Consider the following 26,198-nt stretch of genomic DNA (forward strand, 5'->3'; position numbering starts at 1 on the left):
CCCTATCAGCAGGATATTTCTTACATGATGGGGTATGGAATGGTTAGTGCTCTCTACGTGGTGCTTGGTGCGCTTCTCATTGTTAAATTCTCGCTGGACGTCGTCCGCCTGCGCCGCCAGTATCGCGTATCGATTGGCGACGGCGGCATTTCTGATATTCAGCTTGCCATCCGAATTCACGGCAATGCGGTGGAAAATATTCCGATCGCCCTGCTGCTACTGGTAATGATGGAGATGAACGGGGCCAATATCTGGCTGCTCCATCTGCTGGGTCTGTTTTTCTTCTTTGGTCGTCTGTTACACGCCTGGGGCTTGCGCAGCCGCACGCTGCTGTGGCGGCGCAATGGCATGGTCCTGACGCTGCTGTCCCTGTTGGGTATGGTTATCGTCAATCTGATTTTCCTGCCCTGGGATCTGATATTGACGGCGGATTAAGCACGCAAGATGGCAGAAAAGATGCAGCCCACGCCGCTTTCTGCCAGAATACGCCCTTTCTGTTAGCTTCCCCGGACTTACCACTATGTCTAACCGCGATACGCTGTTCTCTACGCCAGTAGCCAAACTCGGCGACTGGACGTTTGATGAGCGCGTTGCTGAAGTGTTTCCCGATATGATCCAGCGTTCCGTGCCCGGCTATTCAAATATCATTTCCATGATTGGTATGTTAGCGGAGCGCTTTGTACAGAACGACTCTCAGGTCTACGATCTCGGTTGTTCACTGGGTGCTGCCACCCTCGCAGTGCGGCGCAATATCAAGGCGGCAGGTTGCCGGATCATTGCTGTCGATAACTCACCGGCGATGGTTGAACGCTGCCGTCGGCATATTGATGCCTTTCGCGCCGATACGCCGGTTGAAGTGATCGAGGCCGATATTCGTGAGGTACCCATCGAAAACGCCTCACTGGTGGTGCTGAACTTTACCCTGCAATTTCTACAGCCGGAAGAGCGTCAGCAGCTACTGAATACCATCTGGCAGGGACTGAAGCCGGGGGGTGCGCTGGTGTTATCCGAGAAGTTCAGCTTTGCCGACGCAGACGTGGGCGAACTGTTATTCAATATGCATCACGACTTTAAACGCGCCAACGGCTACAGCGAGCTGGAAATCAGTCAGAAACGCAGCATGCTAGAAAACGTGATGCTCACTGACAGCGTAGAAACCCATAAGCAGCGCCTACAGCTGGCCGGCTTCCAGCATGCAGAACTGTGGTTCCAATGTTTTAACTTTGGCTCTCTGGTAGCCCTGAAAGCAGGTCACGCCTGATGGATTTCACCAACTTTTATCAGCTCATTGCTAAAAGCCCGCTCTCCCACTGGCTGGAGACCCTACCCGCCCAGCTTGCTGCCTGGCAGCGTGAGTCGCTGCACGGCCATTTCAAAAACTGGGATCGTTCGGTGGAATATCTGCCAAGCCTGGTGCCCGAATCGCTGGATTTACTGCATGGCGTAACGGCCGACAGCAGCCAGCTCACCTCGCGCCAGCGTGACGGTATTGAGAAACTGCTGCGCAATCTGATGCCGTGGCGCAAAGGCCCTTTCTCGCTTTACGGCGTAAATATCGAGACCGAGTGGCGCTCTGACTGGAAGTGGGACCGGGTGCTGCCGCATATCTCTTCGCTGGCCGGTCGTACCGTGCTGGATGTGGGCTGCGGCAGTGGCTATCACCTGTGGCGCATGCTCGGCGCGGGGGCACATCTGGTGGTCGGTATCGATCCGATGCAGCTGTTTCTGTGTCAGTTTGAAGCGGTGCGTAAACTGCTGGGTAATGACCAGCGCGCTCACCTGCTGCCGCTGGGAATTGAACAGCTGCCGGAGCTAAAGGCATTCGATACGGTGTTTTCCATGGGCGTGCTCTACCACCGCCGCTCACCGCTTGACCACCTGTACCAGTTAAAAAATCAGCTGGTGAGCGGCGGTGAACTGGTGCTGGAGACGTTAGTAATAGATGCTGACGACCAGCAGGTGCTTGTACCGGGCGAACGTTACGCGCAAATGCGTAATATCTACTTTATTCCTTCGGCCGGTGCGCTGAAAAACTGGCTGGAGAAATGTGGCTTCGTCAATGTGCGTATCGTTGACCATTCCTTCACCAGCACCGACGAGCAGCGCCGCAGCAGCTGGATGACCAGCGAATCGTTGGCTGAATTCCTCGATCCTGACGATCCAACAAAAACGGTAGAGGGCTATCCCGCGCCGCTACGAGCCGTGCTGGTAGCAACGAAATCCTGATAGCACGGCACCTGATGAAGATGCTCTGTGCAAAAGGCCGACCGGGAAACCGATCGGCCTTTAACTCTTGCCGCTCATAGACAGCGCAATATATCGGCACATGTCATAACGGCCCATTGCGTAAAAATGTTGCTTCAGGGATGCGCCGGTTAGCTCAGCGCGGATGGTTTTTTCTTTGCTCAATAAGCGAATCAAGGCTTTCCAAAGAGACTTCCAACGCTGGGGTCGGTATTGTTCTCGGCATACCCAGATCGCCTTTGGCGTTTGCGGGCGCATGACCTGAAGTTGCACCCTGAGCGCTGGACTGTTGAGCGTTCTGCTGGTTAGTTGGAACAAAAGGCTCTGCCATAGTGACTCCTCAGCCGATTTTTAACACGGCTACAATGATAACAAATACCACGAAACTCCAGCCGGTAAATTGCATTTCTTCAAAGGATTTACCAATGAGATATGCCTTTTTATCATGGATATTTTCGATTCCACCCGACGCTTCTGCATCCCCGCAGATTTTAGCCATTCTTTCACTTATTTAGCGTATTTTACTGATTCTTCTGTCAATCTCTGAAATGTGATTCAGTTGTCATATCAGCTGAGAATGCCGCTGGCTTAAGCAACAAAAAAAACCCCAACAAAGGTGCTGGGGTCTGGTACTTGCAAACATCACGTCAACGTTCGACGTGCTGCGCGGCAAAATCTGCTGTGCGTTTGACGCTGGGTAAACGTCAATTGCATTTCAACTTTCATGCCACTCGTCCCGGTGAAGCCGCCATAAGCACATTTTTCATCGCGGCGACCACATCGGCATCGACGCAGGTACGGCTGAACTCGTCGATTTCAGTGTCAGAACACATTGAAACGCCCGCTTTGCGGTAACGCATGGTTGAGGAAACCCGCTGGCTTGCTGAACTGTGAAGTTCCATCACGCCCGCATCAATAAACTTTTGCAGGTTGCTCAGACGGACTCCCGCTCCGGCCATAATAATTGGAGTACAAGACTGGCGGATAAGTTCCCTGATCAAAGGTAAACCACTTTCAGCACTTTGTTGCTGGCCGGATGTCAGGATCCGCGTCACCCCTAAATCCGCGATCTGTGCCATCGTCATCAGCGGGTTATGGCACAGATCGAATGCACGATGAAAGGTGATATCCATCCCCTGACTCAGTTGCATTACCTGGCGCATACGCGGCAGATCCACATGGCCGTCAACATCCAGCAAGCCGATGACCAGTCCTGGAAATCCCCGTTCACGAATAAACGAGATATCGGACTTCATCAGGTCAAACTCAGCGGCGCTGTAACAAAAATCGCCCCCTCTCGGACGCACGATAGGGTGAACAGGAATGCTCACACGTTGACGCACGCTTTCTAATGCGCCAGCCGAAGGCGTCAACCCGCCTTCTGCAGGTGCAGAGCACAATTCAATGCGGTCGGCGCCCGCACGCTCTGCCGTTACTGCGCATTCCACTCCGTAGCAGCATATTTCCAGTTGTCGCATCCTGTCCTCCGGTTATCACTGCTGGGCTGTTTGTTTATGTATACTTAGCGTTGCTGAATTAGTGTTTAAACTAACAGAGAACATTATCATGCCATTCAATTTCGATCGGCGGATAGACCGCCGTCACAGCGATAGCCTTAAATGGAAAAAGTACGGCGACCGGGATATTATTCCACTATGGATTGCCGATACCGACTTTCGTGCTGCCGAGTGCATTATTAACGCTTTACAGCAGCGTGTGTCGCAAGGAGTTTTCGGTTACGGCGTCACGTCTGAAGACTTCGCGGCGACCGCCATTGAACGCATGGATAGCCGTTATGGCTGGAAAATTCAGCCAGAGTGGCTGGTTTTTTTGCCCGGCGTAGTGACCGGTATCAACATCGCGGTGCGCGCATTTACTGAAGCGCATCAAAGCACAGTCTCTGCAAGTCCTATTTACCCGCCCTTCTTCCTGGCACCCAAATTAGCCGGGCGGACGCATCGAAGCGTAGCGCTACGGCTGGAGCAACAGCGCTGGGTGCTGGATCTGGACAGCCAGGAGGACAGGCTGAGCGGTAACGAAAAGCTGCTACTACTATGTAATCCGCATAATCCCGGCGGCACCGTCTACCGCCGCAGCGAGCTGGAGGCACAGCTGCGCTTCGCGCAGCGCCACGACCTGCTGGTCTGCTCGGATGAAATCCACTGCGATCTGGTGCTGGAGCCGGGTATCCGCCATATTCCTTTCGCCAGTCTGAGCGATGATGCGGCACAGCGCTCGATAACCCTGCTGTCGCCGTCTAAAAGCTTCAACATCGCCGGGCTGGGTGCTTCACTGGCAGTGATCCCCAACCCTGAGCTGCGCGCGCGCTTTAACCGCATGCGCAAAGGAATTGTACCCGATGTCGATGTGCTGGCTTATGTCGCTGCCGGCGCCGCCTGGCGCGATGGTCAGCCCTGGCTGGACGCGCAGCTGGATTATCTGCGCACTAATCGTGACAGGCTGGCGCAGCACGTCAATCAGTTATCGGGCCTGAGCATGGTCACGCCGGAAGCGGGCTTCCTCGGCTGGATCGATGCCAGCGGACTTGGCGTGGCAGACCCGGCGCTTTTCTTCGAAGAACACGGACTTGGATTCTCACCGGGACGCGACTTTGGTAACGATCGGTTTGTCCGTTTCAACTTCGGCTGTCAACGCCAGCTGCTTGAAGAAGCGCTACAGCGCATGACGCAGGCGGTGGGTCACTGAACCTCACTTTCGCTGGCGACGATCTCTTTCAGGCTCCAGGGATGAAACTTAATGGTGACCTGGCCATCGGTCACCGCCAGCGTAGGATTTGGCAGCGCTTCCCCTTCTCCCCGTGGCGCACTGGTTTTAATTGATATGCCCTGCTGCGTCAGCCCCTCGTCGGCCATCAGCGCCAGGGCGCGCGTGCCTAACTGGCTCACATCACCACGTAGCACCACTTCCACATGCTCCCAGCCTTCATGGCGGTAGAGACGTTGCCCCGGCCACGGCAGTTCAACTACGCTAATTTTCCACGGCCCGACCTCGAGCGGCGTGGCTAACTCAAACAGCGCGATGGGCCGCCCGGCAATCTCCTTTTGTGAAAATAGCGTACCGCAGCGTAACAGCCCCTGCTTCCAGCGTTCTGCGGTAGCGTATTGGTGACAACGTAACGCTATATGATCGACTTCCAGCGGCGGCAAATCCAGCGCTAACCGCTGCGCCAAATGGTGGATTGATTCGGTAAAACGCGGCAAATCGGCGACTAAATCGGCCAGCTCTTGTACATTTTTCATATCTGACATCACAAAATCCTTTCCTTTCTCGATCGATCATGGCCGAAGCGCACGGCGTCATCGCTATTCTGCCCGACAACATCAGGCAATAATGGGCCACGTTATGATAACAGGCTTTAAATACGCCCTTCTTGCCCGCAGCGGAGCCGCAGTATGCACCCGCCGCACCCTCAGGTTCCTGGATAACTTGTCTCTAAATGCAGTATACTTTTCCCCTTCTTTTTTGAACGTTGCTGGCAAGGGATGATTATCTTCTTGTCGCGACGTGGTGACAACCTCTTGCCCGCCCGCGTGGGCGGAGAAAATTTAAGGTAACTCGGTGAATATTCAGGCCCTTCTTTCAGAAAAAGTCAGTCAGGCGATGATCGCGGTAGGTGCTCCGGCAGATTGCGAGCCTCAGGTTCGTCAGTCGGCAAAAGCACAGTTTGGTGATTACCAGGCCAACGGCATGATGGCCGTGGCAAAAAAACTGGGTATGCCGCCGCGACAACTGGCTGAAAAGGTGCTGGAGCAGCTGGATCTTAGCGGTATTGCCCATAAAGTTGAAATTGCCGGACCCGGTTTTATCAATATTTTCCTTGAGCAGCAGTGGCTTTCTGCACAAATTGACAGCGTATTGACGGCCGAAAAACTCGGCGTCGCGCCTGTCGCGCCCAAAACGGTGGTTATTGATTACTCTGCGCCTAACGTGGCCAAAGAAATGCACGTCGGTCACGTCCGTTCGACCATCATTGGCGATGCAGCGGTGCGTACCCTGGAGTTTCTCGGTCATAAGGTGATCCGCGCCAACCACGTCGGCGACTGGGGCACCCAGTTTGGTATGCTGATTGCCTTCCTGGAAAAACAGCAGAACGAACAGCACGAAGCGATCGCGCTGGCTGACCTTGAAGCCTTCTACCGTGAAGCAAAACGCACCTATGATGAAGATCCGGCGTTCGCCGAGCGTGCACGTGGTTACGTGGTTAAATTGCAGGGCGGGGATGAGTACTGCCGCAAAATGTGGAAACAGCTGGTTGACGTGACCATGACGCAGAATCAGCTGATTTATGACCGCATGAACGTGACGTTGACGCGTGACGATGTAATGGGTGAAAGCCTGTACAACGATATGCTTCCTGGCATCGTGGCGGATTTGAAAGCCAAAGGGCTGGCGGTAGAGAGCGAAGGTGCAACGGTGGTTTTCCTTGATGAGTATAAAAACAAGGAAGGTGAACCGATGGGCGTGATCATTCGGAAAAAGGATGGCGGCTATCTTTACACCACCACCGATATCGCCTGCGCCAAATACCGTTATGAAACGCTGAAAGCCGATCGGGTGTTGTATTACATCGATTCACGCCAGCACCAGCATCTGATGCAGGCTTGGACTATCGTGCGCAAAGCGGGTTACGTGCCGGACACAATCCCGTTAGAGCACCATATGTTCGGTATGATGTTGGGCAAAGACGGTAAGCCGTTTAAAACCCGTGCTGGCGGTACGATCAAGTTGTCCGATCTGCTGGATGAAGCGGTGGATCGCGCCACTAAGCTGGTCGCGGAAAAAAATCCGGACATGCCCGCCGAAGAGCTGAAAACATTGGCAAATATCGTCGGTATCGGCGCGGTCAAATACGCCGACCTGTCAAAAAGCCGCACTACTGACTATATTTTCGACTGGGACAATATGCTGGCGTTTGAAGGCAATACCGCCCCCTATATGCAGTACGCTTATACTCGCGTGCTGTCGGTCTTCCGCAAAGCCGGTATCGATGCAGATGCGGTGGGTGGGGTAACGCGTATTATTGATGACCGTGAAGCCGCTCTTGCCGTTCGCCTGTTGCAGTTTGAAGAGACGATTACCCAGGTGGCGCGTGACGGCATGCCGCATGTGATGTGTGCCTATCTGTACGACCTGGCTGGCCTGTTCTCCGGCTTCTACGAACATTGCCCTATTCTCAACGCGGAAGATGAAGCCACCAAACAGAGTCGTCTGCGTCTGGCGCTGTTAACGGCGAAAACCCTGAAACAGGGTCTGGATACGTTAGGGATTGAAACGGTAGAACGCATGTAAATCTGCCGGGGCCGGTGTGAAGCACATCGGCCCGGTTATCAACGCCGCGATTAACGGATAATGTTAGCCAACCCGCCTTATCCGCTCACTGCTCCCCGCACTAATGGTAATTGACCATGACCTCGTTACTGACCACGCGCAGTGGTGGATACACCCGTCCTTTTCCCTCCACCAGCCAAATAAAGCGCAGCGTTTCTCCCGCAGCCACGTTGGTTAAACCGCGCGTCATCCCACTACCGCCCTCAATCGCCACGCAACGGCTTGTTGAGCACAGCCGCACCTGCAAACCGGCGGGCGCGGGTGCACTGAGCGTATAGCGCCAGTAGACATCCGTGATGGTTCCGCCCACCGGGGCAGCCGGATTTAGCGGCTGGGACGAGGCCTGCACACCCCGATTCGACAGCGCAGGCCCGGTGCCGCTGGCCTGCCATCCACCGTCAGCCGCCGCAGCCAGAACGGGAACGCTCAGCAGCAGCCACAGGATCATTTTCATCACTGGGCACCAATGGTTGAGGTCATGCGAATTTGCCGGTTGTCAGTCAGTTCCATATTTGAAATCACCATCAGCTGCGGCAAACTACGGCGCAGGAAACGTGCCAGCAGCGCCCTTAGCGGATGATTAACCAGCAGTACCGGCGGTGCTCCCAGCCCTTCCTGATGCTGCAACGCGGTTTGCGCCTGCGCCAGCAGTCTGTCTGCCAGCCCCGGCTCCAGTCCACCGCCGCCCTGTAGGGCCTGCAACAACAGGCGCTCAAGGGTAGTGTCCAATCCGATGACCTGTACTTCACCCGCTCCGGGGAACCATTGCTGGGTGATGGCCCGGCCAAGCGCGACGCGCACCACGGAAGTCAACTCCTGAGGATCGGTCTGCACCGCCGCATGTTCTGCCAGCGTTTCGATAATCGTCCGCATATCGCGAATGGAAACCCGTTCAGCCAGCAGATTCTGCAATACTTTGTGCAGGGTGGTGAGGGTAATCACACCAGGGATCAGGTCTTCCGTCAGTTTCGGCATCTCTTGAGTGACGCGGTCGAGCAGCTGCTGCGCTTCCTGACGACCAAACAGCTCGCTGGCGTACTGGCCAATCAGGTGGTTGAGATGGGTGGCCACCACGGTACTGGCTTCGACCACGGTAAATCCCTGGATCTGCGCCTGCTCTTTCAGGGCGCTGTCGATCCAGATGGCCTCCAGCCCAAATGCCGGATCGATGGTCTTCTCGCCCGGTAGCGTACCGGCCGCCGTGCCCGGATTAATCGCCATCCAGCGGCCAGGGAAGGCGTCACCGCTGCCAATTTCCACGCCCTTCATCAATATGCGGTAGCGTGCGGGGGTCAAATCCATATTGTCACGGATATGCACCACCGGCGGCAGGAAGCCCATCTCCTGGGCAAATTTCTTACGGATGCTGCGAATACGTCCAAGCAGTTCGCCATCCTGCGCGCTGTCTACCATCGGGATCAGACGATACCCTACCTCCATGCCCAGCGAATCCTCCAGCTGAACATCGCCCCAGGTGGCTTCCAGGCTGCCTGCGTTTTCCGGCTGCATGCTGGATGACTGCGCCACGGCGGGTGCTTGCGGTGCCATCTGTTTGCCACGAACCCACCATGCCAGCGCCAGCAGCCCGGCGGTAAACAGCAGGAAGACGAAGTTCGGCATGCCCGGAACCAGGCCCAGCATGCCCAGTACACCGGCGCTGAGCATCATAACGCGCGGGTTATTGAACATCTGGCCGACCATCTGCTCGCCAACATCCTGATCGGTGCCAACGCGTGTGACAATCACACCTGCGGCCGTGGAGATAACCAGCGCCGGGATCTGCGCCACCAGCCCGTCACCGATGGTTAACAGGGTGTAGGTTTCCGCCGCATGTCCTGCATCCATACCGTGCTGGATCACGCCGACCAGCAGGCCGCCGATGACGTTGATCACCATGATCATAATCCCGGCAATGGCATCACCGCGCACAAATTTACTGGCACCGTCCATTGAGCCGTAGAAGTCGGCTTCCTGAGTCACATCGCTACGGCGCTTTTTTGCTTCCTCTTCGCCAATCAAACCGGCGTTCAGGTCAGCATCGATCGCCATTTGCTTACCCGGCATACCATCGAGCACAAAACGCGCGCCTACCTCGGCAATACGTCCTGCACCCTTGGTGATAACCATAAAGTTGATGATAACCAGAATGATAAATACCACGATGCCGATAGCGAAGTTGCCGCCGACCAAAAAGTGGCCGAAGGCTTCAACCACCCGCCCGGCAGCACCCGCCCCGGTGTGGCCATCCATCAGAATGACGCGCGTCGAGGCGACGTTCAGCGCAAGGCGCAACAGGGTTGAGAACAGCAAAATGGTCGGGAAGGCGGCGAAATCGAGCGTACGCTGGGTAAACATCGCCACCAACAGCACCATAATCGATAATGCAATATTGAAGGTGAACAGCAGATCGAGAATGAAAGGCGGTAACGGCAGCACCATCATTGACAGGATCAGCAGGATCAGGACTGGCCCGGCCAGTACCTTCCACTGCGTCTCTTTCATGCTGCCCGGTAGGCGTAGTAAAGCGGCCAGATTAGCCATCAGATTTTTGTTCTCCAGCAAAGTCCAGCGCTTCCGGCACCGGCAGTTTAACAGGTCGTTTCGGGATCAGGCCGCCTTCCACTTTCCAGCGGCGTAGTTGCCATACCCAGGCCAGTACTTCAGCCACGGCCGCATACAGCGTGCCCGGAATATGCTGACCAATTTCACTGTGGCGATAGAGTGCACGCGCCAGCGGCGGGGCTTCGAGGACGGGAATTCGATGCTCTGCGCCCAGTTCACGGATACGCAGGGCGATTTCCCCTGCACCTTTCGCCAATACTTTCGGCGCACTCATTTTCTTTTCGTCATACTGTAACGCTACCGAGTAGTGAGTCGGGTTGGTGACAATGACATCGGCTTTCGGTACATCGGCCATCATGCGGCGGCGCGCGGCGGCGCGCATCTGCTGGCGGATCCGCCCTTTAACATGCGGGTCGCCTTCCTGCTGTTTGTGCTCATCGCGTATATCCTGATGCGACATGCGCAACTTCTTAAAATGACTGTACAGCTGGAAAAAAACGTCAAAGCCGACCATCGGCGACAGTCCAAGCACCACGAGAATGCAGCACATGGCGATCATATTCATGGCGCCAGCCAGGGCGTTAAGCGGTGACTCCGCCATCAAACGCAGCATGTCGGCCCAGTGGTGCCAGATATACAGACCGCAAACAATGCTGACCAGCGTGGCTTTCAGCACCGCCTTCAGCAGCTCCGCTGCGGATTGTGCGGATACCAGTTTCGCCAACCCTTTGATGGGGTTCATTTTTCCGAGGTCAAATTTAATCGCCTTGCCGCTGAGCACCAAACCGCCGAGCAGCATGGGTGCGGCAATTGCCACCACCACCAGGCCAAACATCATTGGCAGCACCGCCAGCACGGCCTGCTGCAATAAATTAGCAATCTGGCGAAGCATCTGACTGGTATCGCTCACCATCGAATGGTTAAATACCAGGCCATCCGCCAACAGCGCGCCCAATTTGCGCCCCATCCACTCGCCACCTACCCATAGGATGCTCAAACCGGCGACCAGCATCAGGATAGATGTCAGTTCACGCGAACGCGGGATCTGTCCTTCTTCCCTCGCCTTTTCCAGACGATGGGCCGTGGGGGACTCTGTTTTTTCCTCATCACTATCCTGAGACACGAACTCTGACCTTCAGCACGGAATGACAGCCGCTAGGATGCCAAATTCATACAGGGGTGATGCCTCGAGTAAGCAGCTAAATAGGGGGTTATTTGTGGAATGGTATTAAGTGCGAGGTTGGCGTGAGGGGAGATAGCGGCGGACAACGTCCGCCACTGTGATCAAAAACCGAGGCTATCCAACAGGTCATCGACCTGATCCTGGCTTGCCACGACGTTCGGCGCAGCCGCATTAATCTGCGGACCATTAAGCAGATTATCGGTCTCTTTTGGCTTGCGCTGGCCTTGCTCCGGCACGTTTTCCAGCAGAACGTTCAGCAGCTGACGTTCGATTTCCTGGATCACGTCCATCATCCGTTTAATCACCTGGCCAGTCAGATCCTGGAAATCCTGAGCCATCATGATTTCCATCAGCTGGGAGTTGGTGAAAGACGTATGTTCCGGCACCGCTTCCAGATAGCCGCGGGTGTCCGAAACCAGAGAGCGGGCATCGGCCAGTTCGACAGGGTGCTCAAACCACTCATCCCAGCGCCCTTTCAGCCCCTTCGCTCCCTCTTCCAACAGCGTCTGACGCGGCTGTGAGGCTTCAACGCCATTTAACGCGCGCTCTGCCGCCTGCGCGGTCATCTGTACCACATAATCGAGGCGGTCGCGGGCATCCGGTATCGCTTCTGCCGCTTCGGCAATCGCGTGATCCAGCCCCAGCTCACGCAGGCTGTCGCGCAGCATCCGCGTCAGTGAACCAATTTTGGAGATAATGTCCTGTGCCGAAGCAGCATCAACATTAGGTTTCGGAATAGTACTCATCTCGGCTCCTGACTTACATACCCAGTTTTTCGAAGATTTTGCCTAACTTCTCTTCCAGGGTTGCTGCTGTGAAGGGTTTAACCACATAGCCGCTGGCGCCCGCCTGAGCGGCGGCAATGATGTTCTCTTTCTTGGCTTCAGCCGTCACCATCAATACCGGTAACTTGCTTAACGCGGCGTCGGTACGAATGGTTTTCAGCAGTTCCAGTCCATCCATATTCGGCATGTTCCAGTCGGAAACCACGAAGTCAAAACCCCCAGCGCGCAGCTTGTTCAGCGCGTCAACGCCATCTTCCGCTTCTTCCACATTGTTAAAGCCCAGTTCTTTTAACAGGTTTCTGACGATACGACGCATCGTATTGAAATCGTCTACCACCAAAAACCGCATATTTTTATCGACCATAACTACTCCCGTTTTTTGTAGCCCTACGAGGACCGTTTTAGGCTGTGTCACACCAGCGCACACGCATACCGCCGTGCGTCAATTCTGACTGTGCAACACGTCCTAGATACGTAACGCCTGTCCGGCGCTGATTTTTGCCAGCATATGCTGGCTGATTTGGTGAAGGTCCAGCACTTCACTGGCTCCCCCGAGCGCTATCGCTTCACGGGGCATGCCGAATACCACACAACTGGCTTCGTTCTGGGCGATAGTCCAGGCTCCGGCCTGATTCATCGCCAGCAATCCGGCGGCGCCGTCGTTACCCATACCAGTCAGGATCACCCCAACGGCGTTTCGACCGGCAAAGCGCGCGACGGAGTTAAATAGCACATCGACCGACGGCTTATGACGATTAACCGGCGGCCCGTCATTCAATTTGACCTGATAGTTCGCGCCGCTACGCGCCAGCTCAAGGTGCATAGCCCCCGGCGCGATATAGGCATGGCCGGGCAGAATACGCTCCCCGTCCTCCGCTTCTTTCACCGTAATCTGGCACAGCTTATTCAGACGGTCGGCAAACGAGCGGGTGAACCCTGCCGGCATATGCTGAGTAATCAGTAATGCCGGGCTGGTAGCGGGTAGCGGTTGCAGCACATGGCGAATCGCCTCTGTGCCCCCGGTTGAGGCACCGATAGCGATCAGCTTCTCACTGCTCAGCAGTGGGCCGGCCTTCAGCATCACCGGTGCGGGCTGCGCACCACGCGTCGGCAGACGTGCGCGTGAGGCCGCGCGTACCTTGTCGGCGATGGTCTGGCTATAGGCCAGCATCCCTTCGCGTATCCCCAGAGACGGTTTGGTGACAAAGTCTATCGCCCCCAGTTCCAGCGCACGCAGGGTGATTTCAGAGCCTTGCCCGGTCAGTGAGGAGACCATCACCACCGGCATCGGGCGCAAGCGCATCAGTTTTTCCAAAAAGTCGAGGCCGTCCATACGCGGCATCTCAACATCCAGCGTTAACACGTCCGGATTGAATTGCTTGATCAATTCCCGCGCTACCAGCGGATCCGGTGCTGAAGCCACCATCTCCATGTCGGGGTGACTGTTGACAATTTCGGTCATTAACTGACGCATCAGAGATGAATCATCAACACACAATACTTTGATTTTACTCATTATCTTTCCTTAGTCAGTCCATAGACCGTCTGGCCACGCAGATAAAACTCTTTGCTTATCTGGCTAAAGTTTTCTGAGTGACCGGCAAACAGCAGACCGCCTGGTTTTAGCAAGGGAACAAAACGCCGCAAAATCTTTTCCTGCGTCTCTTTATCAAAGTAGATCATTACGTTGCGGCAAAAAATGGCATCAAAGGTGCCGGGCAGCGCCCACTCATTCCCCAGCAGGTTGAGCTGAGAGAAGCTTACCCGGTTCGTTAGCTCCGGTCGTACCCGCACCATGCCCTCATGGGGCCCTGTACCGCGCAGAAAGAAGCGCTGAAGCTGCTGCTGGGATAGCGTGCGCAGCTCATCCTGGCGGTATACGCCCGCCTGCGCCTTTTCCAAGACCTGAGTGTCAATGTCGCTGGCATGGATCTGAAATTTCCCCGCTCCACCGGTAGGGGTTTCTGCCAGCGTCATGGCGATGGAGTAAGGCTCCTCGCCGGTTGACGCTGCCGCACACCAGACGTTGTAAGTGCCCGAACTGCGCGCTGCATGGTGTTGTGCCAGAACCGGGAAGTGGTGCGCCTCTCGGAAAAATGCCGTCAGGTTGGTGGTCAGTGCATTGATGAAGGCCTGCCATTCGGCGCTATTGACATCCTTTTCCAGCAGCGCGAGATAGCGACCAAAATCGTCAATGTTCAGGGTACGCAGTCTGCGTACCAAACGGTTGTAAACCATCTCACGCTTATGGTCCGCAAGGACGATGCCAGCCCGCTGATAAATCAACTGACTGATACGCTTGAAATGCGTATCGGATAACGGCAGGCGCTGAACCATCTGCGTCAGCAGCGATTCATTTTCCGGTGGAGCTAACAACGTCGTTTTCTTCATTTTGCCATCCCGCAAGCGCGGATAAGTTATCCATATCATCTGACTGTCCTGCGGGCTTTTGCGGCCTGCGGGTCAGTCCCTATTCTTGCCGGGCATCATCCAGCGCAAAACGGCTTACCGTTTCGGTCAGCTGTCCAGCCTGTGCTTCCAGTGCATCGGTCGCGGCGGCACCTTCTTCGACCAGCGCGGCATTCTGCTGGGTAACCTGATCCATCTGGCTGACTGCCAGCGCCACCTGTTCGATACCGCGTCGCTGCTCATCACTTGCCGCCGCGATCTCGCCCATAATTTCATTGACCCGGGTCACGCTTTGCACAATCTCGGTCATGGTGTCTCCGGCTGAAGCCACCAGCCCGGCTCCCTGATCAACGCGCGATACGGACTCTTCTATCAGTGTTTTAATCTCTTTCGCTGCTCCGGCGCTGCGCTGCGCGAGGCTACGCACTTCACCGGCGACGACGGCAAAGCCACGCCCCTGCTCACCGGCACGCGCCGCTTCTACCGCCGCGTTCAGCGCCAGAATATTGGTCTGGAAGGCAATCCCATCAATGACGCTGGTAATATCGGCAATTTTTTTCGAACTGTCGGCAATGCCGTTCATGGTGGTCACCACGTTATCAGTTAACGTACCGCCCTTATGCGCGGTGCCAGAAGCAGAGCGTGCCAGCTCTGAAGCCCGACGCGCATTATCAGCGTTGGCCGACACCGTTGCGGTCAGCTGTTCCATACTGGCCGCCGTCTGGGCCAGCGATGCCGCCTGTTGCTCGGTACGCGCAGAGAGATCGTTATTCCCTAAGGCGATCTCCTGAATACCACTCTGCATACTGCGGCTGCCGTCACGAACATCACGTACCGTCGACGCCAGCGCCTGTTGCATATGTTGCAAGCTGGTAAACAGCTGCCCCAGCTCATTGCTTCCCCACTTTTCTATCTGACCGTTCAGATCGCCGTGAGAAATGCGTTCAAAGTGGCTACGCATACGTGCCAGTGGCGCAATCAGGCCGCGTTTTACCCAGATAAGTGCCGCCAGCGTCAACAGCAACGACAGCACCACAGACGCGGCAAAAATCACCTTCGACTGGAAATAGAAGCCTTTGCTAGCTTCACCAGCATGATCGCGCAGCTCGTCGATATGCTCCATCCAGCGGTTATATTGAAGCTGGAATTGATCCTGTTTGCCCTGCGTCGGTGAGTCGAGGAAGGCCTGTAGCCGATCGTTACGTAGATACTCGGCCAGCTGCGCCAGCTCGTTGTAGTAGACGTCATAGGCCGTCGCGATCTGCTGCTTCAACACCTCGCCTTCAGGTGTCACCGCCGGGATAGCCTGAAAATCTTTAAACGCTTTATCGGCTGTTACCAAGTCGGCTTGCGCCTTACTCATCAGGCTGATCACCTGTTCATGAGGACGATTAATCGCGGCACGGGTACTGGCCCGGCTCAAGGTCAGTCGGGTGCTCAGCAGTGCCGCCCAGCTTTCGCCCAGCGCATCGCGCTGACCGCCACTGATCTCCACCTGATGTATATTGTGGGCATCAAGGCGGAATGAGTTAAATGACAAGCCGCTAGCCACAATCTGCATCACACAGAAGAGGCCAAACAGGCAGATAACCGTGCCAGCAATACGTAAACGACCTAACATTGCGATCTCCCCAGAGATATAGCCTGCAAAGTAAAAAATTATTCGACGCAGCCCCTGTACGCGCAGCGTCGATATTATTATTTAGAACGTTTCCCAGTTGACATCTGGGCCTGTCGCCTTCGCCAGGGCTTTATTCGCCGTAGCCGGTGGCGACAGCATGGAACTCTTCGGCGCGGCAGGGTTATTAACGGCCGCGATGAGATTTTCTTTACGAGTTTGGAACACCGCCACCGCCTTTGTCAGTCGGCTTGCCTGTTCTTCCAGCGAGGCTGCCGCTGAAGCAGACTGCTCGACCAGGGCGGCATTCTGCTGGGTGACGCGATCCATTTCGGTGACTGCGCTGCCAACCTGATCGATTCCCCGGCTCTGTTCATCGGAAGCAGAGGCGATCTCGCCCATAATGTCGGTGACGCGCGTGACGGCGTTAACAATATCGCTCATGGTTTCTCCGGCGCTCTCCACCAGTACCGAACCGGTATCGACCCGTGTCACGGAATCTTCAATCAACCCTTTGATCTCCCTGGCGGCCTGCGCACTACGCTGTGCCAGATTACGCACCTCTCCCGCCACTACCGCGAAGCCACGCCCCTGTTCTCCGGCACGCGCCGCTTCAACCGCCGCATTGAGCGCCAGGATATTGGTCTGGAAAGCAATGCCGTCGATCACGCTGATAATATCGGCGATTTGCTTCGAGCTTGTGGAGATCTCACTCATGGTTTTCACCACGCCATCCACCACTTTGCCGCCTTTGAGCGCAGTTTCCGAGGCGCTTAGCGCCAGCTGTGACGCCTGACGGGCGTTTTCAGCATTCTGCTTCACCGTGGCGGTCAGCTGTTCCATACTGGCAGCGGTTTGCTCCAGTGAGGCTGCCTGCTGCTCGGTGCGCGATGAGAGGTCGTTATTGCCCGAAGCAATTTCGCTCGCTCCGGTGTAGATGGCCTCGGAACCGTCGCGCACCTCGCTGACGGTGCGCACCAGCGACTCCTGCATATGTTGCAGACTGGCGGCCAGCTGCGCCATTTCGTTATGCCCCTGCGACTCGATAACTTGGGTGAGATCGCCGCTGGCAATCCCACGGATATGCTCAATGTTTTGTTTCAACGGGCGCAGCAAAATGTGATGGATACCCGACCATGCCACGGCGATGAGCGCCAGCGATATCACCAGCACAGACAGCAATACCCAGATTGCGCGCTGGTAGGCATGATTGTTCTCTTCAGAACCGGCACTGAGCAGCCGATCGGTATGTTGCAACCAGTTATCATAGGCTTGTTCAAAACCATTCTGGAAACCCGTGGTGGGCTGGTCGACAAAACCTTTAAAGTCGCCGCTGGTCAACATCCGCATCAGTTCGCTGAGTGCATGGTTCAGAATGTTGTAATGTTCGTTAACCGCCTGAACGTGAGGCTGGTTAGCCACTCCCGTCGGCAGTTCCTGGCTGTAGAGGGCAAACTGCTGTTGCGCCGTGTTCAGTTGAGTTTTCGCCAGGGCAACCAACTCATCGACGGAGGAACCCGTTCCCTGACCTTTTTCATCCAGCAGGTGACGCGTAGCGGCTCGATTAAGCGTGTTACGCGTTTGTACCAGCGCAATCCACGCAGAGGTAAGATTTGCCTGCTCATGGCGGATATGTTGTGTCAATGTGAAGTTATTCTTATCCCCATTTAACGAATGGAAGAACAGACCGCCTGAAATAAGCTGTAGTGAGCCAAACAAAACTAAAACCAGCACCAGGCTGGTCACCACGTTAATACGCTTAAACATATCTTTCCCCTGTGAGATAGCTACCACTCTGTTTTATCGGCATCAGTGAAAGGATCTTTATCGGGTTATTCAGATAAATAGCAGAAGCATGACGAGGCAAAAGGCGGATATGTTTGTCAGAGGCGAGCGTTTATTTTCGCTCGCCTCGTGTTGAGGCTTTAGAAGGTTTCCCAGTTGCCGTCACTGGTGGTCACAGCGGCAGATGTGGGGGGTTTCGCAGCGGGCTGCTGCGGACGCTTTAGCTCCACTGGTGGCACGGCCTGCTGCATCGCGATGCGGAACACCGCCACCGCCTGCGTCAGACGGCTGGCCTGATCCTCCAGCGATGCCGCCGCTGAAGCCGACTGTTCTACCAGCGCAGCATTCTGCTGGGTGACGCGATCCATTTCAGTAACCGCGCTGCCAACCTGATCGATCCCCCGGCTTTGCTCGTCTGAAGCGGAGGCGATCTCACCCATGATATCGGTGACGCGCGTGACGGCATTAACGATTTCACTCATGGTTTCTCCGGCATGCTCCACCAGTGCCGATCCGCTGTCGACACGTGCCACCGAGTCTTCAATCAACTCTTTGATTTCCCTGGCGGCCTGCGCACTGCGCTGTGCCAGATTGCGCACCTCTCCCGCGACTACTGCAAAGCCACGTCCCTGCTCTCCGGCACGCGCCGCCTCGACCGCCGCATTGAGCGCCAGGATATTGGTCTGGAAAGCAATGCCGTCGATAACGCTGGTAATATCCGCGATCTGCCGTGAACTGACGGCAATTTCGCTCATGGTTTTCACCACGCCATCCACCACTTTGCCGCCTTTCACCGCCGTATCTGAGGCGCTGTGCGCCAGCTGTGACGCCTGACGGGCATTTTCAGCATTCTGCTTCACCGTGGCGGTCAGCTCTTCCATGCTGGCGGCCGTTTGCTCCAGCGAGGCCGCCTGCTGCTCGGTGCGGGATGAGAGGTCGTTATTGCCAGCGGCAATTTCGCTGGCACCGCTGTAAATGGCATCAGAACCGTTACGCACCGCACTAACGGTCTGTACCAGTTCCTCCTGCATATGTTGCAGACTGGCGGCCAGACTGGACATTTCGTTATGCCCTTCGACGGTGATCTCCCGGGTTAAATCACCGCTGGCGATACGACGAATATGGTCAATGCTGGTCCGGAGAGGCAGCAGCAGAATGTGACGCATACCGATCCAAACGCCAGCAATAACCAGCAGGGTAACTGTCAGCCCGAGGAAGATTATCCAGATAGCCTGATGGAAAGCGGATTGGTTTTCCGCCACACCCAGCGCGGCGAGGGAGTCATTTTTTGCCAACCAGGTATCATAAGCCGCGCTGAAGTCGTCCTGATAGCGTTGGGTGGGCTGCCCGAAGAACTCGGTGATTTTACCGGAACCGATCAGTGGGATAAGTTCGCTGAGCGCGTCATGCAGGATGGCGTAGTTTTTCTGTACTGCCTGTACGTTGACCGACGTTTTACCCGCCTCAGACAAATGTGAATGCCACAGCTGGTAGTTTTTTTCTGCGATGCCGAGCTGCTCCTGCGCCGCTGCCAACAGTTGTTTCACGCTGTCGCCGCTGCCCATATGGTTAGCATCCAACATATAGCGGATACCGGAACGATTGAGAGTATTTCGCGCTTGCACCAGTGCGATCCATGACTGATTCAGGGCTGACTGCTGCAAACGCAACTGCTGGGAGATGGCGAAGTTGTTTTTGTCGCCTTTCAGGGCCTGGAAGAACAGACCGCCGGTAATTAACTGCAAAGAACCAAAAAATACCAGCACCAGAATCAGGCTGGTAACGACCTTCATTCGCTTAAACATAATGTTCCTAATTATCCTGTTTAGGCTGCTGTTATCGGCAGCCCATGACGGATCTTTATGTTTTTAAACGCCTGAAGGTCTGTTTTTTTATCTTGCTCAACAGGAAATGAACGTCAATTCCGCTCCTCACCCGTTGGCGAAAATCAGAATGTTTCCCAGTTGCTGTCACTGACCGGTGACGACGTGCGTTCTGGCATCGCCGCCGGTTTGAGCATTGGACGTTTAAGCTCGCGGGTAGCCATGCCGGACGGCTGCGTGATGCGGAACACCGCTACCGCTTGGGTCAGTCGGCTGGCCTGATCTTCCAGTGATGCCGATGCCGACGCTGACTGCTCCACCAGCGCCGCATTCTGCTGGGTGACGCGATCCATTTCGTTTACCGCTTCGCCCACCTGGTCAATACCGCGACTCTGCTCATCGCTGGCGGAAGCAATCTCACCCATAATATCGGTGACGCGGGTGACCGCATTGACGATATCGGTCATAGTTTCACCGGCGGTGCCTACCAGCGTGGATCCGCTGTCTACGCGCGCGACAGAATCCTCAATCAACCCTTTGATTTCCTTCGCCGCTTGCGCACTGCGCTGGGCAAGGTTACGAACTTCTCCCGCCACCACGGCAAAACCACGCCCCTGTTCACCCGCGCGTGCCGCTTCTACCGCTGCGTTCAGCGCCAGGATATTGGTCTGGAAGGCGATGCCATCGATGACGCTGGTAATATCGGCAATTTTCTTCGAACTACCGGCAATCTCACTCATGGTTTTCACCACGCCATCGACGACTTTGCCGCCCTTTTGCGCCGTTTCTGATGCCGTCAACGCCAGTTGTGATGCCTGACGCGCGTTTTCGGCGTTCTGTTTCACCGTGGCGGTAAGCTCTTCCATGCTGGCTGCGGTTTGCTCCAGTGAAGCGGCCTGCTGTTCGGTTCTCGACGAGAGGTCATTATTGCCTGAAGATATTTCGCTGGCACCGGTATAGATGGCATCGGAACCCTCGCGCACTACGCTGACGGTTTTGACCAGCGCCTGCTGCATGTTCTTCACGCTGCCAGCCAACTGGGCCATTTCATTGCGGCCATTTACCTCAACGTTCTGCGTCAGATCGCCTTCCGCAATGCGGCTGATATGTCCAATCGTTGTCTGTAACGGGCGGATCAAAATGTTGCGAAGACCAAACCAGCACAGCACGATCAGCGCAAGAACCAGCGTCATCATGGCGGCAATGGCCCACAGCATATGGTCATAAGCCTGTTTATTTTGGCTGGCTCCCTGTTCAATAAGTCGGTTCTGCTGGCTACGCCACTTGGTATAAACAGCCTGCATCGCCACCTGCTTCTGTTCAATATTCTGCGCGAACATCGCGTCCAGCTGCCTGTTTGCCATCTGCTGGGTCATTTCTTGCAGAGCGCTGCTGAACTGCTCATAAGTTTGTTCCAAGTCTTCTGACAGTTTCGGATCGATTCCCGGCGTGTCTGGCGTAGCCTTATAGGCAGCGTGAAAGGCCTGCGCTTCATTCAGAAGCTGTTTTGCCCGGTCACTTAACGCCGTGAGAGAGGCGCTGCTGCCTGCATTGGCGGCTTCGCTCTGAATGCGCAGCATGCCACGGTTCAGCACAATACGCGTCTGGTTGAGTGTGATCCACGCATCGGTAAACTGGGTGACATTATCATTTGACGTTTGCGATAACGCGAAGTTTTCCTTGTCCTTTGTCAGCGCTTTAATAAACAAGCCGCCCGATAATAATTGTAAAAAGCCGAAAATCATTAATACGAGGATCAGGCTGGTGACGACTTTGATACGCGTGAACATAAAATACCTTTGCAAGAAATGAGGGAATACCACTGGGTATCGGTAATCAGACGACGATCTTTATGAGGCGCAACGTTAAAATTCGGTACGAAATTGTCAGAAAATAAAAATTTGCGATAAAAAAGGGCAGATCTGCGATCTGCCCCTGTTGGAACCCGTCTGCGTTATTGCTTATGCGCTACGCAGCGTATCCATCAGCGCCATTTCTTCGCTGCTTAACAACTTTTCAATATCGACCAGAATCAGCATACGTTCGCCCAGCGCACCCAGTCCGGTCATGTACTCGGTCGACATGGTGACGGCAAATTCCGGTGAAGGACGGATCTGCTCTTGCGTCAGGGACAGAACGTCCGATACGCCATCCACCACAATGCCTACCACGCGCTGCTCAAGGTTCAGCACAATCACCACGGTGTTTTCATTATATTCGACATCAGGCTGAGCAAATTTAATGCGCAGATCGATAATCGGTACAATGACGCCGCGCAGGTTGGTCACCCCTTTTATAAACGGCGGTGTGTTGGCAATGCGAGTGACCTGATCGTAGCCACGGATCTCCTGCACCTTGAGAATATCAATTCCGTACTCTTCGTCGCCCAGCGTGAACACCAGAAACTCCTGTCCCTCGGTTTCTCCGGCGAGTTTGGTGGCAGTAGCCATTCCAGTCATAATTCTACCCTTAATCAGTTATTGTCAGGCTGCGGCTCCCGCCACACGCTTTTCACGGTTCAGAGACTGCAATGCAGAGACATCGACGATCAGCGCCACGCTGCCATCGCCAAGGATGGTGGCGGCAGAGATGCCCGGCACTTTGCGGTAGTTACTTTCCAGGTTTTTCACCACCACCTGGTGCTGTCCAATCAGCTGATCGACCAACAGCGCATAGCGTTTACCGGCGCTTTGCAGAATAACGACAATGCCCTGCGTCGCTTCGGTTTTAGCATCCTGCACGTCAAACACCTTCCACAGCTCGACCAGCGGCAGATATTCGCCGCGTACTTCCAGCACGCGCTCGCCACCCGCCAGCGCCTTGAGATCGTCAGCCAGCGGTTGCAGTGATTCCATTACCGCGTTCAGCGGCAGAATAAACACTTCATCCGCCACGCGAACCGACATCCCGTCAAGGATCGCCAGCGTCAGCGGCAGCAGGATGCGGATAGTGGTGCCTTTACCCTGCTTAGAGGCAATTTCAACGTGTCCCCCCATCTCCTGGATATTACGTTTCACCACGTCCATCCCCACGCCTCGGCCGGAAACATCGGTCACCTGTTCGGCGGTGGAGAAACCGGGAGCGAAAATCAACATACCCACTTCTTCGTCGCTCATGGCATCACTAACCGGCAGCCCCGATGACAGGGCCTTGGCCAGAATACGCTCACGATTCAGGCCCGCTCCATCATCACTGACTTCGATGCAGATATTACCGCCCTGGTGTTCAGCGGAAAGCGTCAGATTACCCGTGGCATGTTTACCACCGGCCACGCGTTTATCCGGCGATTCGATACCGTGATCGAGGCTGTTGCGTACCAGATGTGTTAACGGATCGATAATGCGCTCGATCAGACTCTTATCCAGCTCCGTTGAACTGCCCAACAGGGTCAGCTCAACCTCTTTACCCAGCTTACTGGCCAGATCGCGTACCAGACGCGGGAAGCGGCTGAAGACATACTCCATCGGCATCATGCGGATCGACATCACCGACTCTTGCAGATCGCGGGCATTGCGTTCCAGCTGGCCCATGCTGTTCAACAGATCGCCGTGATGAACTGGGTCAAGTGCGCTCGACCGCTGGGCCAGCATCGACTGGGTGATGACCAGTTCACCGACCAGGTTGATCAGCTGATCGACCTTTTCGACCGCGACGCGAATACTGCTTGATTCGCTGGCTTTCGCCGCCGTTTTTTTCGCCACTTCCCGCTTAGGTGCGGCGCTTTCACTGGCAGTAACGGGTTGTGGCGCTGCGGCGGGTGTCGGTTCCACCGCGTCCGTGGTCGTGACGGCGCTCACCTCATCCGCCTGCGGGAAGTGAATCTGCGATTCGTCGATGACAAAGCACAGTACCGCGATGATATCGTCTTTACCGACCGATGAATCGAGCGTGGCTTCCAGTGAGTTCTCACCTTTGACCGCCGCAGAAACCGTGCCGAGGTTAGCCAGTTCTTCCAGCATCTGATCGGCTTCGTTCGCCTTCAGCCCGGTCAGCTTAATACGCAGACCGCTGGCGACAACGGCAGGTTCAGCTTTTCCGCCCACGGAGACAGGCGCAGCCGCTTGCGGTGCGTCGCCCTTCACTTCCAGCGCTAACTGACGCAGAGCCTGGCAAATATATTCATAGGTTGCCGCATCGGGTTCGGTGCTGCTTTTATATGCATCCAACTGTTCCTGCATAATATCTTTAGTTTCCAAAAACAGGTTGACGATATCGGTGCTCAGCTGCATTTCGCCACGGCGCGCACCATCGAGAATGTTCTCCAGAATATGCGTGGTTCCCTGTAATACAGAAAAACCGAACGTTCCGGCCCCGCCTTTAATAGAGTGGGCCGCCCGGAAGATAGCATTGAGCTGTTCCGCATCTGGTTCCTGTGGGTCAAGTCCCAACAGGTGTTGTTCCATGTCAGCCAACAACTCGTCGGCTTCATCAAAGAACGTCTGGTAAAAATCGCTGATATCCATGCTCACGGTATTACCTCGGCTGTGAGTCGCGATCGGTCTGGGCAGGTGGCGTCGCCGCAGCAGGTAACGGAGTTACTTGCGCATTGGCACTACCTGGCTCAGCCCGTGATTGTTGAAGGTCTTGGTTTTTACTGGCAGCGGAGGACATCTCCGGTGCCGCGATTTCTTTAAGGCTATTGGTATCTTTAACATCTACCGCATCACTCTCGGCATTTTCCCGCTCTATCTGCTCTTCGGCGTCGTGGTTCAACACCAGCAGGCTGATACGTCGGTTTACCGCATCGTTAGCTCCACGGTTTTTCAATTTCATGGTGTCCGACATCCCCACCACCCGCAGCATCTTGCCGCTGCTCAGCCCCCCGGCAACCAGTTCACGGCGTGAAGCGTTAGCCCGGTCAGCTGAAAGTTCCCAGTTACTGTAACCACGCTCCCCCCCGGCATAGGGGAAGTCATCTGTATGACCCGCCATGCTGATACGGTTAGGGATCTGGTTCAGAATCGGTGCAATGGCGCGTAAAATATCGCGCATATACGATTCCACCTCGGCACTACCGGTTTTAAACATCGGGCGATTCTGGCTGTCTATAATCTGGATACGCAGCCCTTCTTCCACCATATTAATAATCAGGTGCGGACGCAGGGCGCGCAGTCTCGGATCGGCCTCAATCAGCTGGTCCAGGTTTTCACGCAGATGGTTAAGACGTATCTCATCCAGCTTACGTTTCTGCGCATTCATATCGATCGCTTTACGCACCTCACCTATTTTCTCCGTCGGGTCCTGCCCACCGCCGGGAATAGGGCTACTGCTATCGCTGCTGCGCTGCCCCCCGGTAATCGCCACTTTTAGCGGCGTCTTGAAGTAATCGGCAATCTGCACCAATTGTTGAGGGCTTGAGATTGAAATCAGCCACATCACCAAAAAAAATGCCATCATGGCCGTCATAAAATCGGCGTAGGCAATTTTCCATGAGCCGTGCGAGCCGCTATGCTTGTTGGCCTTTTTTCGCTTTACCAGCACAATGGGGCGATCGTTATGCTTCATGCGTCCTGGTCCGAGGTCTGTTGTGGAGATTTAACGTTACGCACATGCTCCTCCAGCTCGCTGAACGACGGCCGCTCGGTCGAATACAGAGTTTTACGACCAAATTCGACCGCGATCTGCGGGGCGTAGCCGTTAAGGCTGGAGAGCAGCGTGACCTTTATGCACTGCATCATCTTGATATTTTCCGCACATTTCTGGCGCAGCACGCCCGCCAGCGGCGAGATAAAACCGTAGGCCAGCAGGATGCCGAGAAACGTTCCCACCATCGCGTTGGCGATCAGCGCACCAAGCTCGGCGGCCGGGCGATCGGCGGCGGCAAGCGTATGGATAATCCCCATCACTGCGGCGACGATACCAAATGCCGGAAGCGAGTCGCCCATGGTGCCCAGCGCCGTGGCCGGCACATCACACTCATGCTCGTAGGTTTCAATCTCTTCATCCATTAACGCTTCGATTTCAAAGGCATTCATATTGCCACTGACCATCAGACGCAAATAATCGCTAATAAAGTCGACCAGTTTTTTATCGGCAAGAATGCGCGGGTAATTAGCGAAAATTTCACTTTCCTGTGGATTATCGATATCGCGCTCCAGAGACAACATCCCCTGCTGACGCGATTTAGCCATCAACCGATACAGTAGCGCCATCAGATCCATATACACGGCTTTGTTGTATTTCGAACCGCGCATCAGTAATGGCAGTGATTTCAACGTTGCTTTAATCGCCTTACCGTTATTGCCGACGATAAAAGCCCCCACGCCAGCACCAACAATAATCAGCACTTCCGAGGGCTGATACAATGCGCCGAGGTGGCCACCAACCATAGCGTAGCCGCCCAAAACCGATCCGAGGACAATGATATAACCCAATATAATCAGCACGATAAATCCTTACGCTGTAAACACGTGGGTGAAAGATGAGCCAGATATCTGACA

24 protein-coding genes are annotated in these 26,198 nt (G+C 55.2%); 5 read left to right on the plus strand and 19 right to left on the minus strand.

What is annotated here, in order from left to right; translation table 11 throughout:
* The first annotated feature begins 39 nt into the window (after nt 1-39).
* From EPIR_RS10170 to cmoB, 3 genes are all read left to right on the plus strand, one after another.
* Nucleotides 40-435: an MAPEG family protein gene (locus EPIR_RS10170; RefSeq protein WP_048697484.1), complete on the plus strand. Its 396-nt coding sequence runs from the start codon at nt 40-42 to the stop codon at nt 433-435.
* An 85-nt stretch (nt 436-520) separates the two neighbouring features.
* Nucleotides 521-1,261 carry a carboxy-S-adenosyl-L-methionine synthase CmoA gene (gene cmoA, locus EPIR_RS10175; RefSeq protein ID WP_023655305.1) on the plus strand — a complete coding sequence of 247 codons (741 nt, stop codon included), beginning with the start codon at nt 521-523 and terminating at the stop codon, nt 1,259-1,261.
* Nucleotides 1,258-2,226, plus strand: coding sequence for a tRNA 5-methoxyuridine(34)/uridine 5-oxyacetic acid(34) synthase CmoB (cmoB, locus tag EPIR_RS10180; protein WP_048697313.1), 969 nt, complete (start codon nt 1,258-1,260; stop codon nt 2,224-2,226). Before cmoA ends, cmoB begins: the two co-directional genes overlap by 4 nt.
* Before the next feature lie 154 nt (nt 2,227-2,380).
* Here the strand turns inward: cmoB and EPIR_RS10185 are convergent, their stop codons facing one another.
* The 3 genes from EPIR_RS10185 to cutC all read right to left on the minus strand — a co-directional run bounded on the left by EPIR_RS10185 (nt 2,381) and on the right by cutC (nt 3,722).
* Nucleotides 2,381-2,575: a hypothetical protein gene (locus tag EPIR_RS10185; RefSeq protein WP_023655307.1), complete on the minus strand. Its 195-nt coding sequence runs from the start codon at nt 2,573-2,575 to the stop codon at nt 2,381-2,383.
* A gap of 9 nt (nt 2,576-2,584) precedes the next feature.
* Nucleotides 2,585-2,743: a hypothetical protein gene (locus tag EPIR_RS18720; RefSeq protein WP_023655308.1), complete on the minus strand. Its 159-nt coding sequence runs from the start codon at nt 2,741-2,743 to the stop codon at nt 2,585-2,587.
* Between the two features lie 223 nt (nt 2,744-2,966).
* Nucleotides 2,967-3,722, minus strand: a complete 756-nt coding sequence (cutC, locus tag EPIR_RS10190) for a copper homeostasis protein CutC (protein ID WP_023655309.1) — start codon at nt 3,720-3,722, stop codon at nt 2,967-2,969.
* Nucleotides 3,723-3,810: 88 nt separating this feature from the next.
* Between cutC and EPIR_RS10195 the strand changes: the two genes are divergently transcribed.
* Nucleotides 3,811-4,950 (plus strand): MalY/PatB family protein, encoded by a 1,140-nt coding sequence (locus tag EPIR_RS10195; protein WP_023655310.1) that lies wholly within the window; start codon nt 3,811-3,813, stop codon nt 4,948-4,950.
* On the opposite strand, the gene EPIR_RS10200 is transcribed toward EPIR_RS10195, so the two are convergent.
* Complete coding sequence (locus EPIR_RS10200) at nt 4,944-5,513, minus strand: VOC family protein (RefSeq protein ID WP_023655311.1); 570 nt, start codon at nt 5,511-5,513, stop codon at nt 4,944-4,946. The two genes, EPIR_RS10195 and EPIR_RS10200, sit on opposite strands and share 7 nt — an antisense overlap.
* 310 nt (nt 5,514-5,823) lie before the next feature.
* Between EPIR_RS10200 and argS the strand changes: the two genes are divergently transcribed.
* Nucleotides 5,824-7,554 carry an arginine--tRNA ligase gene (gene argS, locus EPIR_RS10205; protein ID WP_023655312.1) on the plus strand — a complete coding sequence of 577 codons (1,731 nt, stop codon included), beginning with the start codon at nt 5,824-5,826 and terminating at the stop codon, nt 7,552-7,554.
* A gap of 100 nt (nt 7,555-7,654) precedes the next feature.
* On the opposite strand, the gene flhE is transcribed toward argS, so the two are convergent.
* The 15 genes from flhE to motA all read right to left on the minus strand — a co-directional run bounded on the left by flhE (nt 7,655) and on the right by motA (nt 26,144).
* The gene (gene flhE, locus EPIR_RS10210) at nt 7,655-8,047 is read right to left on the minus strand and encodes a flagellar protein FlhE (protein ID WP_048697318.1); all 393 of its coding nucleotides are present in this window, start codon (nt 8,045-8,047) and stop codon (nt 7,655-7,657) included.
* Entirely contained in the window at nt 8,047-10,134 is a 2,088-nt protein-coding gene (gene flhA / locus EPIR_RS10215; protein WP_023655314.1) for a flagellar biosynthesis protein FlhA, read from the minus strand. The genes flhE and flhA overlap by 1 nt, the downstream gene beginning before the upstream one ends.
* Entirely contained in the window at nt 10,127-11,278 is a 1,152-nt protein-coding gene (gene flhB, locus EPIR_RS10220; RefSeq protein WP_023655315.1) for a flagellar biosynthesis protein FlhB, read from the minus strand. The genes flhA and flhB overlap by 8 nt, the downstream gene beginning before the upstream one ends.
* Nucleotides 11,279-11,439: 161 nt before the next feature.
* A complete protein-coding gene (gene cheZ / locus EPIR_RS10225; protein WP_023655316.1) occupies nt 11,440-12,084 on the minus strand; it encodes a protein phosphatase CheZ in 645 nt (214 codons plus the stop codon).
* 13 nt (nt 12,085-12,097) lie between these two features.
* A complete protein-coding gene (gene cheY / locus EPIR_RS10230; protein ID WP_023655317.1) occupies nt 12,098-12,487 on the minus strand; it encodes a chemotaxis response regulator CheY in 390 nt (129 codons plus the stop codon).
* A 102-nt stretch (nt 12,488-12,589) separates the two neighbouring features.
* On the minus strand, nt 12,590-13,639 hold the full coding sequence (locus tag EPIR_RS10235) for a protein-glutamate methylesterase/protein-glutamine glutaminase (RefSeq protein WP_023655318.1): 1,050 nt from the start codon (nt 13,637-13,639) through the stop codon (nt 12,590-12,592).
* Entirely contained in the window at nt 13,639-14,514 is an 876-nt protein-coding gene (gene cheR, locus EPIR_RS10240; RefSeq protein ID WP_023655319.1) for a protein-glutamate O-methyltransferase CheR, read from the minus strand. Before cheR ends, EPIR_RS10235 begins: the two co-directional genes overlap by 1 nt.
* Before the next feature lie 79 nt (nt 14,515-14,593).
* Nucleotides 14,594-16,153 carry a methyl-accepting chemotaxis protein gene (locus EPIR_RS10245; RefSeq protein ID WP_023655320.1) on the minus strand — a complete coding sequence of 520 codons (1,560 nt, stop codon included), beginning with the start codon at nt 16,151-16,153 and terminating at the stop codon, nt 14,594-14,596.
* Nucleotides 16,154-16,234: 81 nt separating this feature from the next.
* A complete protein-coding gene (locus tag EPIR_RS10250; RefSeq protein ID WP_023655321.1) occupies nt 16,235-17,917 on the minus strand; it encodes a methyl-accepting chemotaxis protein in 1,683 nt (560 codons plus the stop codon).
* Between the two features lie 158 nt (nt 17,918-18,075).
* Entirely contained in the window at nt 18,076-19,740 is a 1,665-nt protein-coding gene (locus EPIR_RS10255) for a methyl-accepting chemotaxis protein (RefSeq protein ID WP_023655323.1), read from the minus strand.
* A gap of 143 nt (nt 19,741-19,883) precedes the next feature.
* Nucleotides 19,884-21,548: a methyl-accepting chemotaxis protein gene (locus EPIR_RS10260; RefSeq protein ID WP_023655324.1), complete on the minus strand. Its 1,665-nt coding sequence runs from the start codon at nt 21,546-21,548 to the stop codon at nt 19,884-19,886.
* Nucleotides 21,549-21,719: 171 nt separating this feature from the next.
* The gene (cheW, locus tag EPIR_RS10265) at nt 21,720-22,217 is read right to left on the minus strand and encodes a chemotaxis protein CheW (RefSeq protein WP_023655325.1); all 498 of its coding nucleotides are present in this window, start codon (nt 22,215-22,217) and stop codon (nt 21,720-21,722) included.
* 24 nt (nt 22,218-22,241) lie between these two features.
* Nucleotides 22,242-24,221 carry a chemotaxis protein CheA gene (cheA, locus tag EPIR_RS10270; RefSeq protein WP_023655326.1) on the minus strand — a complete coding sequence of 660 codons (1,980 nt, stop codon included), beginning with the start codon at nt 24,219-24,221 and terminating at the stop codon, nt 22,242-22,244.
* 10 nt (nt 24,222-24,231) lie between these two features.
* Entirely contained in the window at nt 24,232-25,263 is a 1,032-nt protein-coding gene (gene motB, locus EPIR_RS10275; protein WP_023655327.1) for a flagellar motor protein MotB, read from the minus strand.
* On the minus strand, nt 25,260-26,144 hold the full coding sequence (motA, locus tag EPIR_RS10280) for a flagellar motor stator protein MotA (RefSeq protein WP_023655328.1): 885 nt from the start codon (nt 26,142-26,144) through the stop codon (nt 25,260-25,262). The genes motB and motA overlap by 4 nt, the downstream gene beginning before the upstream one ends.
* Between the last annotated feature and the right edge of the window lie 54 nt (nt 26,145-26,198).

The sequence above is a fragment of the Erwinia piriflorinigrans CFBP 5888 genome (assembly GCF_001050515.1).
GTDB lineage: Bacteria > Pseudomonadota > Gammaproteobacteria > Enterobacterales > Enterobacteriaceae > Erwinia > Erwinia piriflorinigrans.

Excerpts from the sequence above, each read along its gene's own strand:
- EPIR_RS10250 (WP_023655321.1), bottom strand. The coding sequence starts at position 17,917 with ATGTTTAAGCGTATTAACGTGGTGACCAGCCTGGTGCTGGTTTTAGTT.
- cheW (WP_023655325.1), bottom strand. The coding sequence starts at position 22,217 with ATGACTGGAATGGCTACTGCCACCAAACTCGCCGGAGAAACCGAGGGA.
- cutC (WP_023655309.1), bottom strand. The coding sequence starts at position 3,722 with ATGCGACAACTGGAAATATGCTGCTACGGAGTGGAATGCGCAGTAACG.
- cheA (WP_023655326.1), bottom strand. The coding sequence starts at position 24,221 with ATGGATATCAGCGATTTTTACCAGACGTTCTTTGATGAAGCCGACGAG.
- EPIR_RS10170 (WP_048697484.1), top strand. The coding sequence starts at position 40 with ATGGTTAGTGCTCTCTACGTGGTGCTTGGTGCGCTTCTCATTGTTAAA.
- EPIR_RS10235 (WP_023655318.1), bottom strand. The coding sequence starts at position 13,639 with ATGAGTAAAATCAAAGTATTGTGTGTTGATGATTCATCTCTGATGCGT.
- flhA (WP_023655314.1), bottom strand. The coding sequence starts at position 10,134 with ATGGCTAATCTGGCCGCTTTACTACGCCTACCGGGCAGCATGAAAGAG.
- EPIR_RS18720 (WP_023655308.1), bottom strand. The coding sequence starts at position 2,743 with ATGGCTAAAATCTGCGGGGATGCAGAAGCGTCGGGTGGAATCGAAAAT.
- EPIR_RS10200 (WP_023655311.1), bottom strand. The coding sequence starts at position 5,513 with ATGTCAGATATGAAAAATGTACAAGAGCTGGCCGATTTAGTCGCCGAT.
- cheZ (WP_023655316.1), bottom strand. The coding sequence starts at position 12,084 with ATGAGTACTATTCCGAAACCTAATGTTGATGCTGCTTCGGCACAGGAC.
- EPIR_RS10185 (WP_023655307.1), bottom strand. The coding sequence starts at position 2,575 with ATGGCAGAGCCTTTTGTTCCAACTAACCAGCAGAACGCTCAACAGTCC.
- EPIR_RS10245 (WP_023655320.1), bottom strand. The coding sequence starts at position 16,153 with ATGTTAGGTCGTTTACGTATTGCTGGCACGGTTATCTGCCTGTTTGGC.
- cmoA (WP_023655305.1), top strand. The coding sequence starts at position 521 with ATGTCTAACCGCGATACGCTGTTCTCTACGCCAGTAGCCAAACTCGGC.
- flhE (WP_048697318.1), bottom strand. The coding sequence starts at position 8,047 with ATGAAAATGATCCTGTGGCTGCTGCTGAGCGTTCCCGTTCTGGCTGCG.
- motB (WP_023655327.1), bottom strand. The coding sequence starts at position 25,263 with ATGAAGCATAACGATCGCCCCATTGTGCTGGTAAAGCGAAAAAAGGCC.
- EPIR_RS10260 (WP_023655324.1), bottom strand. The coding sequence starts at position 21,548 with ATGTTCACGCGTATCAAAGTCGTCACCAGCCTGATCCTCGTATTAATG.
- cheY (WP_023655317.1), bottom strand. The coding sequence starts at position 12,487 with ATGGTCGATAAAAATATGCGGTTTTTGGTGGTAGACGATTTCAATACG.
- EPIR_RS10195 (WP_023655310.1), top strand. The coding sequence starts at position 3,811 with ATGCCATTCAATTTCGATCGGCGGATAGACCGCCGTCACAGCGATAGC.
- EPIR_RS10255 (WP_023655323.1), bottom strand. The coding sequence starts at position 19,740 with ATGTTTAAGCGAATGAAGGTCGTTACCAGCCTGATTCTGGTGCTGGTA.
- cheR (WP_023655319.1), bottom strand. The coding sequence starts at position 14,514 with ATGAAGAAAACGACGTTGTTAGCTCCACCGGAAAATGAATCGCTGCTG.